The following is a 14,553-nucleotide window of genomic DNA, read 5'->3' as shown; positions in this document are numbered from 1 at the left end:
CGAAAAGTGAGCCGATCTTGCGAGCCCCGCAGGCGCGAACCAACGGCACCGTGAGCACGACCGCGCGGCGTGGGAGCGCCGCCTTACCGAAGGGCGGAATCCGATGAGCCTCACCGTGCTGATGAACGCCGGCCCGTGGCTGTCGGTGCCCCCACCGGGCTACGGCGGCATCGAGAACGTGATCGCCACCCTGGTGCCCGAGCTGCGCCGACTCGGCGTACGCGTGGTCCTCGCCTCGGTGCAGAGCAGCACCCTGCCGGTGGACGAGAAGGTGTCGGTCTTCGCCGACGGGCAGTTCGCGTCGTTGCAACGGCCGTACAACCAGGTTTGCGGGATCGCCCAGGCGCACCTTGCCGGGGTGGTCCGGGAGCTGCACGCACGCGACGACATCGACCTGGTGCACGACCACGTGGAGGCGGTGGGGCTGGCCACCCTCGCGGCGATGGGGCCGTCCGGGCCGCCGACCCTGCACACACTGCACTGGGATCTCGCCAAGCACCCCGACCTGTACGGAAGCCTGGACGGCGGCGACCGGGTCCGGGTCAACGGCGTCTCCGCCTCCCAGCTGGCCCGCGCCCCACTGGCGCTGCGCGAGCACTCGGTGGGTCACGTGCACCTGTCCACCCCGCTGGCCGTGGACGCCGACCGCCGGCAGCGACCCGACAAGGGCGAGCACCTGCTCATCCTGGGCCGGATCAATCCGGGCAAGGGGCAGGACGTGGGCGCCCGGCTCGCGCAGCGGGTCGGTTTCCCGCTGGTGCTGGCGGGGCCGGTCGGCCCGTACCATCGCCCGGCCGATCTGGCGGCGGCCGGCGACGAGGCCCGACAGAACCCGGACGTGCGGTTCTTCCTCGACGAGGTGGCCCCGCACGTCGACGGTGATCTGGTCCGCTGGGTCGGCACGGTGGCCGGTCAGGAACGCGACGACCTGCTCGCCAGCGCCCGTGCGTCGCTGTTTCCGCTGCGCTGGGAGGAGCCGGGCGGTACGGCGGTGGTCGAGTCGCTCGCCCTGGGCACACCCGTGGTGGCGACCGCGCGGGGCTGCCTGCCGGAACTGATCGAGCACGGCCGCACCGGGCTGCTCACCGCCGACGAGGAGGAGTTGGCCGATCTCGTCCTGGCCGCCGACCTTCTCGACGCCGACGAGTGCCGCCGGGTTGCCGCGCAGCGGTTCACGCCTGCGGTGATGGCCCAGCGCTACGTCGAGCTGTACGAGCGGGTCCGGGAGCTGGCCAGCGCGCCGCGCCTGCAACCCGTCTGACCTGCCCGCACCAGTCGCTGCCGCCGAGGGCGTGTCCGCCGTCGGCGGCAGCGGCGCGTGGCGGGCCGGTTTGGTGCGGCTCGACGTCGGGTAGTTCGCAGATCCCGACACACCAGCCGAAGCGAGGTTCCATGTCCGACCGGATCGTCTGCGAGGTGCGTGACGCGGCGCCGGTGGCGGTGGTTCGGCTCAGCGGTCCGCTGGATCTGGGCACGATGCGCACCGTTCACCAGGCGCTGGGCGATGCGCTGGCCACCCAGCCGGAGGCGCTGGTGGTCGACCTCACCGACGTCGCCGTACGGGATCGGTTGGCGCTGTCGGTCTTCGCGGCGACGGCCCGGCGGGCCGAGGAGTGGCCTGCCGTGCCTGTGGTGCTCTGCGCTCCGCCGCCGGTCGCCGCCCGCTGGCTGGCGGAGTCGACGACGTGCCGTGTCGTGCCGGTGTCAGCGGACTGCGCGGAGGCCACCCGGATCGCGGGCGCGGCCACGCCGTTCCGGGTCCGGGCCCGGTTCGAGCCGGTGGCCGAGGCCTGCCGGCGGGCCCGGGAGCTGGTGGGCGACGCGTGCACCCGGTGGAACCTGCCGAACGCCGCCGGTCCGGCCGCCCTGGTGCTCAGCGAGCTTGTCGGCAACGTCGTGCGGCACGCGGGCACGCCCATGCAGGTGACGGTGACCCTGCGCCGGCAGTACCTGCATCTGGCAGTGGTGGACGGCAGCGGCGCGCCGGCCCGGCCCGCCGAGGCCAACCTGCGGGCCGAGGGTGGTCGTGGGCTGATGCTGGTCCGGGAGCTGGCGCAGCGGTGGGGCAGCGTGCCGGCGGGCCAGGGCAAGGCCGTCTGGGCGATGCTGCCCGCGACCTGACGGTTCGGGGTGCTTCCACCGGTACCGGCGATCTGACCGAAATTACCGCTCTCGCCTGGTTTTATGGTGGGAGGGTCGGGTAGGTACGCCCGTCCTTTCTGCCGTCACGACGGGGTGAGAATGCCATGCCCAAGCGGGTAACCACGGAACCCGGTCGAGATCGGGGCCCGGCGATCCTTGCACCGGCCCGCTTCGGGGGCTTCCCCGGAGCGGTACGGGCACCGGTCCCCGGCAACTCTCTGATCAGGTTTCTCGGCACCACCGACCACAAGCAGATCGGCATCCTGTACCTGCTGACCTCGTTTGCGTTCTTCCTGGTGGCCGGGCTGGAGGCGATGTTGATCCGGGCCGAGCTGGCCCGCCCGGGGATGCAGATCCTCTCGGCCGAGCAGTACAACCAGCTCTTCACCTCGCACGGCGCGGTGATGCTGCTGCTGTTCGCCACCCCGGCGGCCTTCGGGTTCGCCAACTACATCGTGCCGATCCAGATCGGCGCGCCCGACGTGTCGTTCCCCCGACTCAACGCGCTGGCGTACTGGTTGTACCTGTTCGGCGGCCTCATGGTCATCGGCGGGTTCCTCACGCCGCAGGGTTCGGCGGACTTCGGCTGGACGGCGTACACCCCGCTCAGCGACGCCTCGAACAGCCCCGGCGTGGGCGCGAACATGTGGGTCCTCGGCCTTGTCGTCTCCGGCCTGGGCACCATCCTCGGCGCGGTCAACCTGATCACCACGATCCTGACCCTGCGCGCGCCCGGGATGACGATGTTCCGGATGCCGATCTTCACCTGGAACATGCTGTTCACCAGCCTGCTGGTGATCCTGGTCTTCCCCCTGCTGGCCGCCGCGCTGCTGGGGCTATCGGCCGACCGGCTGCTCAACGCGCACGTCTACGACGCGGCCACCGGCGGCCCGATGCTCTGGCAACACCTGTTCTGGTTCTTCGGCCATCCCGAGGTGTACATCATCGCGTTGCCGTTCTTCGGCATCATCACCGAGATCATCCCGGTGTTCTCGCGCAAGCCGATCTTCGGCTACACCGGGCTGGTGCTGGCGACCGCCGCGATCACCGTGCTGTCCATGACGGTGTGGGCGCACCACATGTTCGCCACCGGCCAGGTGCTGCTGCCGTTCTTCAGCATCCTCAGTTATCTGATCGCGGTGCCCACCGGCGTGAAGTTCTTCAACTGGATCGGCACCATGTGGAAGGGCCAGCTCACCTTCGAGACACCGATGCTGTTCGCAGTCGGCTTCCTTGTCACGTTCCTGCTCGGCGGGCTCACCGGGGTGCTGCTGGCCAGCCCGCCTGCCGACTGGCACACCCACGACAGCTACTTCGTCGTGGCGCACTTCCACTACGTGCTCTTCGGCACCGTGGTGTTCGCCCTGTTCGGCGGCTACTACTTCTGGTGGCCGAAGATGACCGGCCGGCTGCTCGACGAGCGACTCGGCAAGGCGCACTTCTGGACGATGTTCATCGGCTTCCACGGCACCTTCCTGGTGCAACACTGGCTGGGCAACGAGGGGATGCCCCGCCGGTACGCCGACTACCTGCCCACCGACGGCTTCACCACGCTCAACACGATCTCCAGCATCTTCGCCTTCGTCCTCGGCCTGTCCACGCTGTTCTTCATCTACAACGCGTGGAAGTCCTGGCGCTACGGGGCGATGGTGACGGTTGACGACCCGTGGGGGTTCGGCAACTCCCTGGAATGGGCCACCACCTGCCCGCCGCCGCTGCGCAACTTCGACCGGATGCCCCGGATCCGCTCCGAGCGGCCGGCGTTCGACCTGAAGTACGGCCCGTTCGTCTCCGACCTGGGCCGCGACCTGCCCCAGCGCACCACCAAACCGCCGCAGCACCTGGCCGACGAGATGCACCTCGAACACCACGCGCCGGAGTCGCCCGCCTCCGAAGGCGCGCACGGTGCCGCCGAGGCAGCCGCGTACCAGCCGGCGCGGGAGTCGGGCGCCCGGCCGGTGGACGTCCCGGAGCCCGAGGACGTCCGCCGCCCGAGCTTCGAGAACAGCGACGCGCCGGAGGATCCCGACGCGGCGCCGAAGCCGCACGAGCGGTGGCGGCACCCGCACAGCGACGGCGAGACCGGGGAACGCTGACACAGGTACGCGAACGAGGGCCGACACCACGCTGGTGTCGGCCCTCGTCGTGTTGCATACGGTCGCGACCGCCGCCCGGTCAGTCCCGGGCGGGTGCCATACCGGCGGCGGTCAGCGAGCGGCGTACCGCCGGCTGCACCCGGGTCAGCCGCAGCGGCACGCCGGTGCGCTCCGCGGCGTCCCGCCCGGCCATCAGCGCGGCGATCCCGCCGGCGTCGAAGCCACCCGCGCCGACCAGATCGACGACGACCTCGCTCGGCTGGCCGGTGACAGCCTCCAGCATCGCGCGGCGCAACTGGTCGGCGCCGTCCCGATCGATCTCGCCGCCGACCTCCACGACCACCCGGTCGCCGTTCTGTTTCACCGAGATGCGGGTCTTGCCCGGGTCCGGCTCGGCCACGCCGTTCTGCCAGGGCGGCGGCGCGTCGGCGAGCATCGCCTGCCGCAGCCAGGTCAGCGCCCGCGACAGCAGCCGGGAGACGTGCATCTGCGAGATGCCGAACCGGGCGGCGATCTCCGCCTGGGTCTGGTTGCCGTAGAAACGCATGGCCAGGATGCGGCGCTCCCGCCAGGGCAGCCGGTGCAGCAGCCCGCTGACGGTCACCCGGTCGTCGACCGATTCCAGCGCGTTGTCCGACTCGCCGACCAGGTCACCGAATTCAGCGGAGCTCTCCCCGCCCACCGGCGCGTTCAACGACGCCGGGCTGTAGCCGGCCGCCGACTCCAGCGCGGCGAGGATCTCCGCCTCCGGCGTCTCCAGCCGGGCCGACAGCTCGGCCACAGACGGCGCCCGGGACAGTTCGCTTGTCAGCGCCGCCGTCGCCTGCCCCACCTCCAGGATCAGGTCACGCAACCGCCGGGGTACGTGCACACCCCACGTGCGGTCCCGGAAGTGCCGCTTGATCTCCCCGACGATGGTGATCGCCGCGTACGCGGTGAACGAGCCCCGTTCCGGGTCATACCTGTCGACGGCGTTGACAAGCCCCAGGCGAGCCACCTGCTCCAGGTCCTCCAGCGGCTCTCCCCGCCCCCGGTACCGGCGGGCCAGCCGACCGGCGAACGGCAGCGCGAAGCGGACCAGGTCGTCCCGTGCCTCCTGCCGCCGCTCCGGCGGCAGCCCTTCGATCCGGGCCGCGTACGCCAGTGCCGCCGAGTCGAGGTCCTCCAGACCACGCTCGGTAGGCGGTGGTGTGGTCGTGGTGGTAGTGGTGCTGGTCGTGCCCGTGCTCGTCTGTCCGAACATCCGCGCCTCCCTCAGGAAGGTCCCCCGCCCGGATCGGGAAACCGGTCGTGCGCGTGGTCGAGCCACGCACCGGGCCGGAAAGTGGGTCAGTGACTGGGATGCCAGCGGGCGACAACGCCTCTGCGCAGCGCAATCAGGCCGTCGCAGTCAGCGATGTTCCCGCTCCGTAGGTACTCAATCACGGGACCCCGGGTTCGCGAGGAAGTTTCGGCGTGCTCCGCCTCAGGAGACCAGCAACCCCTGGTGGCCGCCGCAGTCGCGGAGCACGGAGAGCGCCTCAGCGGCCCCCAGCGGGGGCGGAACGGGCAGGTCGTACGGCTGGGCGCGCAGCACCTCTGTCGCCCGGCGGGTGGGCACCGAGGTCACCGGGTACCCCCGGGCGGCGGTCCGGTCCAGGGCACGACGCCGCCGGCCGAAGCCCGCCACCGCCAGCCACTGCGGCAGCCCGGCAAGGGCGGGTGAGCGGACCCCGGGCGGCTCGGGCAGCACGTCCACCGAGCTGAACGCCTCGCTGCCGGCCAACCACCACTCCGCCTCGTCCACGCTGCGCCGGGTGGCGTTCTCGCACCAGTACGGCACCAGCCCCGCCCGCACCACCTGCCACGGGTCGAGCAACCGGCCGCACTCCACCACAAGCCGGTCACCGGTCTTGCCGGCGCCGCGCAGCCACCGCCGGTACAGGTCGGCAACCGCCGCGCTCAGCGCCGCCGGTCGTGGCACCAGCACCCGGTGCAGCGGATGCTGGTGGCGGGCGGCCCAGTCCCTGCTGGCCAGCTCAAAACCCGAGTCCGTGCCGTGCTCGGCGTCACCGGACGGCACTGACACCTCCGGCGGCTCCCACCGGGCGGCATCCCCGCCCACGGACCGCAGCACCTGCCGCAGGGCGTGACTGTCCCTGTGGAAGTCCACCGGGTCCAGTCCGCTGGCCGGGCATCCGACCTGGAAGCTGTGGCCGGGACCGCGCTCCAGCACCGGCCAGCTCCGCGCGTCGCGGACCAGCACGACGGGGGCCCCCGCGCTCAACCGGTCGGTGAGGAACTGCGTGTACGCGGCCGGCAGCGTCCGCCAGCGCGCCGCCAGCGACACCGTCACCCCGCTCAACGATCCTCGGCTGGCCGGGCAGTGCACCTGGCGCAGGTGCAGGTCCGGGTTGCCGGCGTGCAGCCGGGCAGCGAGCGCCCCACCGTGCTCCAGTGCCTCGGCCGGGCGGTCCACGGCGCCGCCGGGCCACTGCGCTGTCATCTCGAAGCCCGTCGGCAGCCACGGCACACCGAGGGCCACCGCGAGATGCGCCGCAGCGCCGTGCGGGCCGCCGAGAAGCACGCCCGGGTACTGCCCCCTCGGGTACTGGTCGACGAACCAGCGCGCCACCCGCGCCCCGTCCACCTCGTCGACCTGGCCGTCGGTGAGCACGACCCGGCCGGCGGCCCGGGTGGCCACCGCGCGGCGTACCGGCTCGGGGGCGCCCGGGAAGCGGGACATCGGCCCGGCCTGCCCGAGATCCGCGCAGTCCGCGCCGCGCAGCGCCCGTGCGGTGGCGGCGACCAGGACCCGGGCGGCGCTGCCCACGGCCACCACCCGGTCGCCGGCCAGACCGGCACCATTGGCCGTGAGCCCCTTGCGCACCGTGTGCACCGGCTCCACCTTGCCTCGTTCGCTCACCACGCGGCCCGGCTTCCCGTCCCGATGGGGTTCAAACGGCACATCACCCACCCGGCGGCACGAATCCACAGGTCGGCGGGCTGCGCCGCTCATCGGTGGCGTTGCCCGACGATCACCCCCACGGCGGCAGCGCGGGCTTGCGAGGGCCATCGGGTCCCGGGCCGCCGCACCGGTTTCGACGCGGCCGGGGCGGGCACTTCCGGGCCCATGAGCACCGACGACGCCAGCGAGTTGCCCGCCGCCACGATCACCCCGTACCAGGACGGACCGCTGCTGGTCCGTGGCGACTTCGCGCTCGTCACCCCGGACGGCGAGCGGATCGACGCCCGCCGGGGCACTGTGGCGCTGTGCCGGTGCGGCAAGTCGGCGCTCAAGCCGTTCTGCGACGGCACCCACAAGATGATCAACTTCCGTGCCGGCACCGCCCGCGAGAGCTGACCGTCGAGGGTCGCGTCCCGCCGCCGGAGCGCCGGGAGGAAGGTGATGTCCGCAGGGAGGTGCCGGGACGGCCCGCGACACCGGCTGGGCGCTGTCAGGCGACGACGGGCTCGGCCGGCAGTGCCCGCGCACCGGAGACCGCCCCGGCGAGCGAGATGGACGCCGGCGCGGCCAGGGCGGCAGGCGGCGGGGCGGGTGAGCGCAGCGAACTGCGGCCGGCAGCCCAACTGTCGAGCAGGTGCCCGGCGAACAGCCGGTCCACCGCGAGGGCCGCCGCCGCTCCGAAGAGCACATCGCCGGACAGCGCCGGCTCCGCCCGGACGAGACCGCCGCACAGGTCGTGCGCGGCGATCTGCTCGTGCACCGCGTCGGCCTCCACGTGCTCGTCGTAGAAGCGGGTGGCCACCTCGTCCAGACCGAGGCGGCGCAGCCCGTTGCCGTACCGGCGGTTGGGCAGCGACGACGTCATCTCGAAGGCCGCGAGGTGCCCGAGCAGCGCCCCCCGCAGCCGCCGGTGCAACCCGAACAGCGACATCAGGTTGTTCGTCGCCAGCGTCACGGCGGGCACCGCGTCCAGGTGGGCGCCGTAGTCGGTGTCCATTCCGAGCCGTCCCAGGGTGCGCCGGAACAACTCGGCGTGCATCCGCTCCAGCCGGCCGTTGCCGTACTCGTCGGTCTGGATCTCGACGAGGGCGGCCTTGGCCGGCCCTCCGAGGCGGGGCAGCGCCCAGCTGTGCGGGTCCGCCTCGCGCAGGTGGTACACCGAGCGGTGGGCGACGAACTCACGGAACTGGGCGAGGTCGGCGTGCCGTTGCAAGGTACGGGCCAACGGCGGCCCGTCGTCGGCCTCAACCAGCTCGGTCAGCCCTGCCGCCACCCCGCCGGGCGGCACCGGCGGTGAGCCCACCAGCCGGCGCAGCGCCGCCTCGAAGGGACGCTCGGCGCGGGCCCGCAGGGCCAACAGCGTCGGCTGCCACTCCCAGCCCTCGTCCACACCGCGCCAGCCGCGGTAATGCAGCTCGTAGCAGAGGAACAGCGTCAGTTGCAGGTCCTCGTCGGTGAGCGCGTCGGCCGGGTCCAGGTCGGCGCCCAGGGTGGGCGGCAGGTCGTGCGGCGTACTCCGCAGAGCGCCGGTCACCGCGGCGGACAGCGGGCCGCGCGGCTGCGGCAGAGACGCAGGACCGTAACGGCGGTCGGCGGGCTCCGACATGGGACCTCCAGCATCATCAGGGCCGCTACTGATGCCCTGGCCGGATGCGCCTAAACGACATCCTGCACGGCCACAGCCTGCTCCACCTGCTCGCGTATCCGCCGGGCCGGCTCCCCCTCGGCGTACAGGCCACGCAGGTCGGCGAAGGCCGGCTCCGGCGGGGCCAGCGCCACAGCGGGGTCGACCACCGCTTCGAGTACGCACGGACGGTCCGCGGCCAACGCCTCGTCCCAGGCCGCGCCGACCAACTCCGGTCGGTCCACCCGCACGCCGTGCAACCCCAACAGCCGGGCCCATCCGGCGTACGGCACGTCGGGGCGGCGGGTCGTCGTGTCGGGTGACGCCGGTCGACCACCGCCCATGCCTGACTGGTCACGGTTGTTGAGCACCAGCACCACAAGCCGTGGATCGGCCCACTTCTGCCAGTGGTGTGACACCGTGATCAGCTCGGCGAGGCCGTTGAGCTGCATGGCGCCGTCACCCACAAGCGCGATGACGGGCTTGTCGGGCGTGGCGAGTTTGGCGGCCACCGCGTACGGCAGGGCGCAGCCCATCGAGCCGAGCGTGCCGCACAACTGCGCGTTCACCCCCGGCGGCAGGACGAGGTGCCGGGCGTACCAGAACAGGACCGACCCGACGTCGACAGCGACCGACCCGACGTGCGGGATCCGGTTGGACAGCTCCTGGAGCACCAGTTGCGGATTGATCGGTTCGGCGGGCTGGGCGGCCCGGTCGGCGGCATCGGCCCGCCATCTGTCGACAGCGCTCTGCACCGTCGCTCGCCACTGCTGGTTCGGCTGGCCCTGTACCCGGGCCAGCAGCGCGCGCAACGTCTCGGCGGCGTCGCCGACCAGCGGCACATCCGCCGGATAGCGGCTGCCGATCCGGGTGCCGTCGATGTCGATCTGCACGGCGCGGACCTGGTCGGGCATCGGGAAGTAGTCGGTCCACGGGTCGTTCGTGCCGACGAGCAGCAGCGTGTCGCAGCCACCCATCAGCTCCGCCGCGGCCGGGGTGCCGACCTCACCGAGCACCCCGGCGTGGAAGGGCAGACGCTCGTCGAGGACCGGCTTGCCCAGCAGCGACGTGGCCACACCCGCGCCCAGCCGGTCGGCCAGCTCGATGATCTCCTCTGCCGCGCCCCGGCCACCCTGACCCACAAGGATCGCTGTGCGCTGACCGCTGCCCAGCACCTGCGCGGCGGCGTCCAGGTCCACCTCGTGCGGCAGCACCCGGGCCAGCGGCTCCCCCGGCGTCGCGGTGATCACGCCGGCGCCCAGCGACTGCAGCTTGGGCACCACCGCCTCCTGCAGATGCCGGGGCAGCACCACACAGGTGGGGCTGCGGGTCGCCGCCGCCGTACGGAACGCCTGGTCCAGCAGGGACGCCACAGCCTCCGGGCTGCGGGCGTACCGCACGAACTGGTTGCACACGTCACCGAACAGTCGACTCAACCCGATCTGCTGGTGCGCGCCGCCGAGCGGACCGGTGATGTCCTCACCGACGATCGCCACCACCGGCTTGCTGTCCAGCTTGGCGTCGTACAGGCCGTTGAGCAGCTGCACAGCGCTCGGCCCCTGGGTGGCCAGGCAGACCCCGATGCCGCCGGTGAACTTGGCGTGCCCGGTGGCCATGAACGAGGCCGTCTCCTCGTGCCGGGCCGGGACGAACGCCGGGTCGCCGCCGGAGTTGTCGAGCGCGTCGACGAGCGGGGCTATCGCCGCGCCGGGATAGCCGAACACCCGTGGCACCCGCCAGGCGCGCAGTCGCTCCACAAGGAGGTCGGCGACAAGGCGCTCAGCCATTGCCCCGCCCCGGCGTGCTCGCGTCGACGTACCGCAGGACCGCGCCGACGCCGTCGGTCAGGTCGGGCGCCTCGTCCGGGCCCAGCACGGTCAACGCCGCGTCGGTGCCGACAAGCGCCCGCACCAGCGCCGCGTCGGCGCGTACCCGCTGCGGGTCGTCCACGCTCATGGCGGCGAGCTGGCCCCTGTCGACGGCGATCTCGGTCGGCTCGGAGCCGATCCACAGCTCACCGTTTGCCGACGGGTCGTCCACGATGAGCATCGTGTCGACCTGGTTGCGTTGCAGGGCCGAGACGACGGCGTCGAGGCCGGCGCCGACGTCCTCCTGCACGCCGAACCGGTCCAGCGCGGCGGTGATCCGCTGGTCGGCGACCTCGGCGATGGTCTGCACCGTGAGGTCGTCCAGCAGCGTCTGGTCCGCCCCGCCGGCCCGCGAGCCGGCATCGGTACGCACCATCGCGTCCTGCCAGCGCTCAGGCATCTGGGCGGCGATCATCCCGGTGGCGCGGACGTCACCGGCGACGACCACCACCTCCGCGCCGACCTTCTCGGCGAGTTCGACTGTCGCCGCCGTGACGTCGCCAGCGTTGTGGTGCCACGCCTCCATGGCGGCCCTCTGGTGGTGCGACTGGGACCAGCCGCCAGGCTGCACGCGGCGCAGCGGGAAGCTGTCCCGCCCGGAGACGTGCGCCCGTCGGGGCACCCCTCCGGCGCTGATCGCTATCGCGTCGGCGCCGGTGCGATCGGCCAGGACCCGTACCCAGGCCACCTGCTCGCCGCGCTGCGCGAGCAGCGGCATCACGTGCGGCAACGGCCCGAAGTTCGCCAGGTCGCGCAGCGGCGGCGCGGAGAGGTACTCGGAGAGCACCACCCGGCCGTGGCTGGCGAAGACCGCGAGGCCGTAGTCCCCGACCATCGGGTCGTGACCCCGGATCACCCGGTCCAGCGCGGCGATGCTCGCCTCGTCGGCGCCCTGTTCGGCAAGGCTGCGTTCGAGAGCACGCCAGCGCAGGTCCAGCGCGGGATGGGCGTCCTCCGTGTCGGCGGAGGCGTCCAGGTACACCGAGCACCACGGCCCGGGTCGGTCGTAGAGCGGGCGCAGGAAGGACAGCTGCATGCTCGACCCCTTTCCAGCTCGACCCCCCGCTTACCCGGGTCGCCAGGGATGTCACCTCGCGGCCGTGACCCCGTGACCAGGTTTCATTCACGTCGTTCAACCGGCGAAATCGATACGATCAGTGAACACACGCGGACTCTCGGTGGTGGAAATGGACAGCGGCCTCGATACACGTCGGATCGTTCACCCGACGGAGCGCATCGTCACCGGGCGGCTGGTCCGCCTCCTGGAGGGCTACACCCGCGAGGTACGCATCGGTCAACCGGTGCTCGTCGCGGTGCTCACAGCCGCGGCGTTCGCCCGACTGCCCGCCCTGCTGCTGCGCGCGCTCTTCTCCTTCGGTGGTGGCGGCACCAGGCGCCGCTGGAAGGAGCTGAAGAAGGGCCCGGAATACCTCGTCACGCCGGTACGGCTGCGCAACACCGCAGGCCAGCTCTGCGAGGTGGAGCTACACGGTCATCTGCCGCAGAGCGCTCTGCACCCCGCCGACCACGTCCAGCTCACACTGCGCCCGCAACGCGACCCGGACCTGCCGCCCCGGATCGAGCGGATCGTCAACCTCACCACCGGGCAGTTGCTCACCCCGCGTACCGCCACGCTCTGGTCCCACCTCGGCCCGCCGCTGCTGTTGCAGGCCCTTGTGGGCGTACTCCTGCTCGCCGGTGTGACGGCCTGCTCCGCGCTGACCTGACCAGCCGGGCGGCGCGCTCGTGCCGGGCCCGCCGCCTGGGCCGGGCGCGGCTTGCGTGTGTACGGGCGGGTCAGCCGACCGGGGTGGGCTCGCGGGTGGATCGGTCGGCGCTGCCGAGCATGCCCCGGCGCTGCGCCCAGCGCTCGAAGACGATCGTCGCGAACGGCGGCACGGCGCAGGCAAGTGCCACGACGGTAGCCGGGATGCTCCACCGGTGCAGGCGGGCCATGGCGAGGACAAGCAGGCCGTACGCGACGAAGAGGCCGCCGTGGATCGGGCCGAAGATCTTCACGCCCAGCTCGTTGTCCGGCGGGCCGTACTTGACAGCCATACCGACCAGCAGGGCCAGCCAGGAACAGGCCTCGGCGATCGCCGCCGCGACGAACAGCCGGGTCACCTTTTTGCGCATCCGCACGCCACCACCTCTCGGGCGGCAATGGTAGCGGCGCCGGTAGGCCACATCCGCACGGACCACGCGAGCGCGACAGGGATCACCAGGCCCGTCAGTGGGTAGGAAAGGTGCGTCGGGTCTTCCCCCGCCCGTGCAGCCGTGCAAGGTTAGGGGAACCAGCGGTGACAGGGTGGTGACCATGGGCGAAGATGTCGGCGTACGCACCTTCAGTCGGGAGGACCGGGCCCGCTACCGCGAGAAGGTCCGCAACTGCCTCGACGTCTTCGCCGAGATGCTGCGCGAGTCGCGGTTCGACATCGACCGGCCCATGTCGGGGCTGGAGATCGAGCTGAACCTCGTCGACGAGGCCTCGGACCCGGCGATGCGCAACGCCGACGTGTTGGCGGCCATCGCCGACCCGCACTTCCAGACGGAGCTGGGCCAGTTCAACATCGAGATCAACGTGCCGCCGCGTCGGCTGACCGGCACCGGCACCGCCGGTTTCGAGGAGCACGTGCGGGCCAGCCTCAACGCCGCGGAGGAGAAGGCCCGGGCCATCGGCGCGCACATGGTCATGATCGGCATTCTGCCGACGTTGCGGCCCGAACACCTGACCGCCGACACCCTCTCGGCGAATCCTCGCTACAAGCTGCTCAACGAGCAGATCTTCGCCGCCCGTGGCGAGGACCTGCCCATCTCCATCAGCGGGGTGGAGCGGTTGTCGGTCACCGCCGACACGATCACCCCGGAGGCGGCCTGCACCAGCACACAGTTCCACCTCCAGGTCAGCCCGGCGCAGTTCGCCGACTACTGGAACGCCGCGCAGGCAATCGCCGGCATCCAGGTGGCGTTGGGCGCGAACTCGCCGCTGCTGTTCGGTCGGGAGCTGTGGCGCGAGACCCGCATCCCGCTGTTCCAGCAGGCCACCGACACACGGCCGGAGGAGATCAAAGCCCAGGGGGTACGACCCCGGGTCTGGTTCGGCGAACGCTGGATCACCACTGTCTTCGACCTGTTCGAGGAGAACGTGCGCTACTTCCCGGCGCTGCTGCCGGTCTGCGACGCTCAGGATCCGGCGCAGACCCTCGCGGCCGGCGAGGTGCCCAACCTGGCCGAGCTGCGGCTGCACAACGGCACGATCTACCGCTGGAACCGCCCCGTGTACGACGTGTCGCGTGGCCGCCCGCACCTGCGTGTGGAGAACCGGGTGCTGCCCGCCGGCCCCACAGTGCTGGACACGATCGCCAACGGCGCCTTCTACTTCGGACTGGTCCGCGCCCTGGCTGAATCGGACCGGCCGCTGTGGTCGCAGATGTCGTTCAGCGCCGCCGAGGAGAACTTCAACAGCTGCGCCCGGTACGGCATCGACGCCCAGGTCTTCTGGCCGGGCCTCGGCTACCTTCCGGTCACCGAACTGGTGCTGCGCCGACTGCTGCCGTTGGCGCACCACGGCCTGGACCGCTGGGGCCTCGACCCGGAAGAGCGCGACCGGCTGCTGAACATCATCGAGCAGCGCTGCCTCACCGGCCGCAACGGCGCGAGCTGGCAGGTGGAGACACTGCACCGACTGGAGTCCGCTGACCATCTGGACCGGCCGGAGGCGCTACGCGAGGTGGTCCGGCACTACGTGACGCTGATGCACAGCAACCGCCCGGTCCATGAGTGGCCAATCCCCTAACCCTCCGTCCCACGAACCCACCCACCACTCCCCCAGCCACTCCCCACCGCAGGGGCGGAGCGCGCGGCGCGGACAGCGCA

Annotated in this window: 12 protein-coding genes; 6 read left to right on the top strand and 6 right to left on the bottom strand. The window is 72.0% G+C overall.

Features of this window, described 5'->3' with window-relative positions:
- Window positions 1–103 precede the first annotated feature (103 nt).
- The 3 genes from ADK66_RS15280 (at window position 104) to ctaD (ending at window position 4,238) form a co-directional block, all read left to right on the top strand.
- A complete protein-coding gene (locus tag ADK66_RS15280; protein ID WP_053655754.1) occupies window positions 104–1,261 on the top strand; it encodes a glycosyltransferase in 1,158 nt (385 codons plus the stop codon).
- Window positions 1,262–1,392: 131 nt separating this feature from the next.
- Window positions 1,393–2,121: an ATP-binding protein gene (locus ADK66_RS15275; protein WP_053655753.1), complete on the top strand. Its 729-nt coding sequence runs from the start codon at window positions 1,393–1,395 to the stop codon at window positions 2,119–2,121.
- A gap of 125 nt (window positions 2,122–2,246) precedes the next feature.
- Window positions 2,247–4,238, top strand: a complete 1,992-nt coding sequence (gene ctaD, locus ADK66_RS15270) for a cytochrome c oxidase subunit I (RefSeq protein ID WP_053655752.1) — start codon at window positions 2,247–2,249, stop codon at window positions 4,236–4,238.
- A 79-nt stretch (window positions 4,239–4,317) separates the two neighbouring features.
- Here ctaD and ADK66_RS15265 read toward each other — a convergent pair whose 3' ends face one another.
- Window positions 4,318–5,481, bottom strand: coding sequence for a SigB/SigF/SigG family RNA polymerase sigma factor (locus ADK66_RS15265; protein WP_053655750.1), 1,164 nt, complete (start codon window positions 5,479–5,481; stop codon window positions 4,318–4,320).
- Between the two features lie 222 nt (window positions 5,482–5,703).
- Entirely contained in the window at window positions 5,704–7,107 is a 1,404-nt protein-coding gene (locus ADK66_RS15260) for a hypothetical protein (protein WP_053655856.1), read from the bottom strand.
- A gap of 243 nt (window positions 7,108–7,350) precedes the next feature.
- Here ADK66_RS15260 and ADK66_RS15255 point away from each other — a divergent pair, with 243 nt between their 5' ends.
- Complete coding sequence (locus ADK66_RS15255; protein ID WP_053655748.1) at window positions 7,351–7,581, top strand: CDGSH iron-sulfur domain-containing protein; 231 nt, start codon at window positions 7,351–7,353, stop codon at window positions 7,579–7,581.
- A 94-nt stretch (window positions 7,582–7,675) separates the two neighbouring features.
- Here the strand turns inward: ADK66_RS15255 and ADK66_RS15250 are convergent, their stop codons facing one another.
- Genes ADK66_RS15250 through ADK66_RS15240 form a run of 3 tightly spaced genes read right to left on the bottom strand, consistent with a single transcriptional unit; the run spans window position 7,676 to window position 11,713 of the window.
- Complete coding sequence (locus ADK66_RS15250) at window positions 7,676–8,791, bottom strand: iron-containing redox enzyme family protein (protein WP_053655745.1); 1,116 nt, start codon at window positions 8,789–8,791, stop codon at window positions 7,676–7,678.
- A gap of 50 nt (window positions 8,792–8,841) precedes the next feature.
- Complete coding sequence (locus ADK66_RS15245) at window positions 8,842–10,596, bottom strand: thiamine pyrophosphate-binding protein (protein ID WP_053655743.1); 1,755 nt, start codon at window positions 10,594–10,596, stop codon at window positions 8,842–8,844.
- Complete coding sequence (locus tag ADK66_RS15240) at window positions 10,589–11,713, bottom strand: Vms1/Ankzf1 family peptidyl-tRNA hydrolase (protein WP_053655741.1); 1,125 nt, start codon at window positions 11,711–11,713, stop codon at window positions 10,589–10,591. The genes ADK66_RS15245 and ADK66_RS15240 overlap by 8 nt, the downstream gene beginning before the upstream one ends.
- 142 nt (window positions 11,714–11,855) lie before the next feature.
- Here ADK66_RS15240 and ADK66_RS15235 point away from each other — a divergent pair, with 142 nt between their 5' ends.
- Window positions 11,856–12,404, top strand: a complete 549-nt coding sequence (locus ADK66_RS15235; protein WP_197281529.1) for a hypothetical protein — start codon at window positions 11,856–11,858, stop codon at window positions 12,402–12,404.
- A gap of 70 nt (window positions 12,405–12,474) precedes the next feature.
- Here ADK66_RS15235 and ADK66_RS15230 read toward each other — a convergent pair whose 3' ends face one another.
- On the bottom strand, window positions 12,475–12,813 hold the full coding sequence (locus ADK66_RS15230) for a DUF3817 domain-containing protein (RefSeq protein WP_053655739.1): 339 nt from the start codon (window positions 12,811–12,813) through the stop codon (window positions 12,475–12,477).
- Between the two features lie 181 nt (window positions 12,814–12,994).
- Here ADK66_RS15230 and ADK66_RS15225 point away from each other — a divergent pair, with 181 nt between their 5' ends.
- Window positions 12,995–14,473: a glutamate--cysteine ligase gene (locus ADK66_RS15225; RefSeq protein ID WP_053655852.1), complete on the top strand. Its 1,479-nt coding sequence runs from the start codon at window positions 12,995–12,997 to the stop codon at window positions 14,471–14,473.
- Window positions 14,474–14,553 lie beyond the last annotated feature (80 nt).

It is taken from the genome of Micromonospora sp. NRRL B-16802, from assembly GCF_001279555.1.
Taxonomy (GTDB): domain Bacteria; phylum Actinomycetota; class Actinomycetes; order Mycobacteriales; family Micromonosporaceae; genus Micromonospora; species Micromonospora profundi.
The sequence above is the reverse complement of the archived record's forward strand: the minus strand, read 5'-3'. Positions and strand labels throughout refer to the sequence as shown.

Coding starts and splice junctions, on each gene's coding strand:
- ADK66_RS15280 (WP_053655754.1), top strand. CDS start 104: ATGAGCCTCACCGTGCTGATGAACGCCGGCCCGTGGCTGTCGGTGCCC.
- ADK66_RS15275 (WP_053655753.1), top strand. CDS start 1,393: ATGTCCGACCGGATCGTCTGCGAGGTGCGTGACGCGGCGCCGGTGGCG.
- ctaD (WP_053655752.1), top strand. CDS start 2,247: ATGCCCAAGCGGGTAACCACGGAACCCGGTCGAGATCGGGGCCCGGCG.
- ADK66_RS15265 (WP_053655750.1), bottom strand. CDS start 5,481: ATGTTCGGACAGACGAGCACGGGCACGACCAGCACCACTACCACCACG.
- ADK66_RS15255 (WP_053655748.1), top strand. CDS start 7,351: ATGAGCACCGACGACGCCAGCGAGTTGCCCGCCGCCACGATCACCCCG.
- ADK66_RS15250 (WP_053655745.1), bottom strand. CDS start 8,791: ATGTCGGAGCCCGCCGACCGCCGTTACGGTCCTGCGTCTCTGCCGCAG.
- ADK66_RS15245 (WP_053655743.1), bottom strand. CDS start 10,596: ATGGCTGAGCGCCTTGTCGCCGACCTCCTTGTGGAGCGACTGCGCGCC.
- ADK66_RS15240 (WP_053655741.1), bottom strand. CDS start 11,713: ATGCAGCTGTCCTTCCTGCGCCCGCTCTACGACCGACCCGGGCCGTGG.
- ADK66_RS15230 (WP_053655739.1), bottom strand. CDS start 12,813: ATGCGCAAAAAGGTGACCCGGCTGTTCGTCGCGGCGGCGATCGCCGAG.
- ADK66_RS15225 (WP_053655852.1), top strand. CDS start 12,995: ATGGGCGAAGATGTCGGCGTACGCACCTTCAGTCGGGAGGACCGGGCC.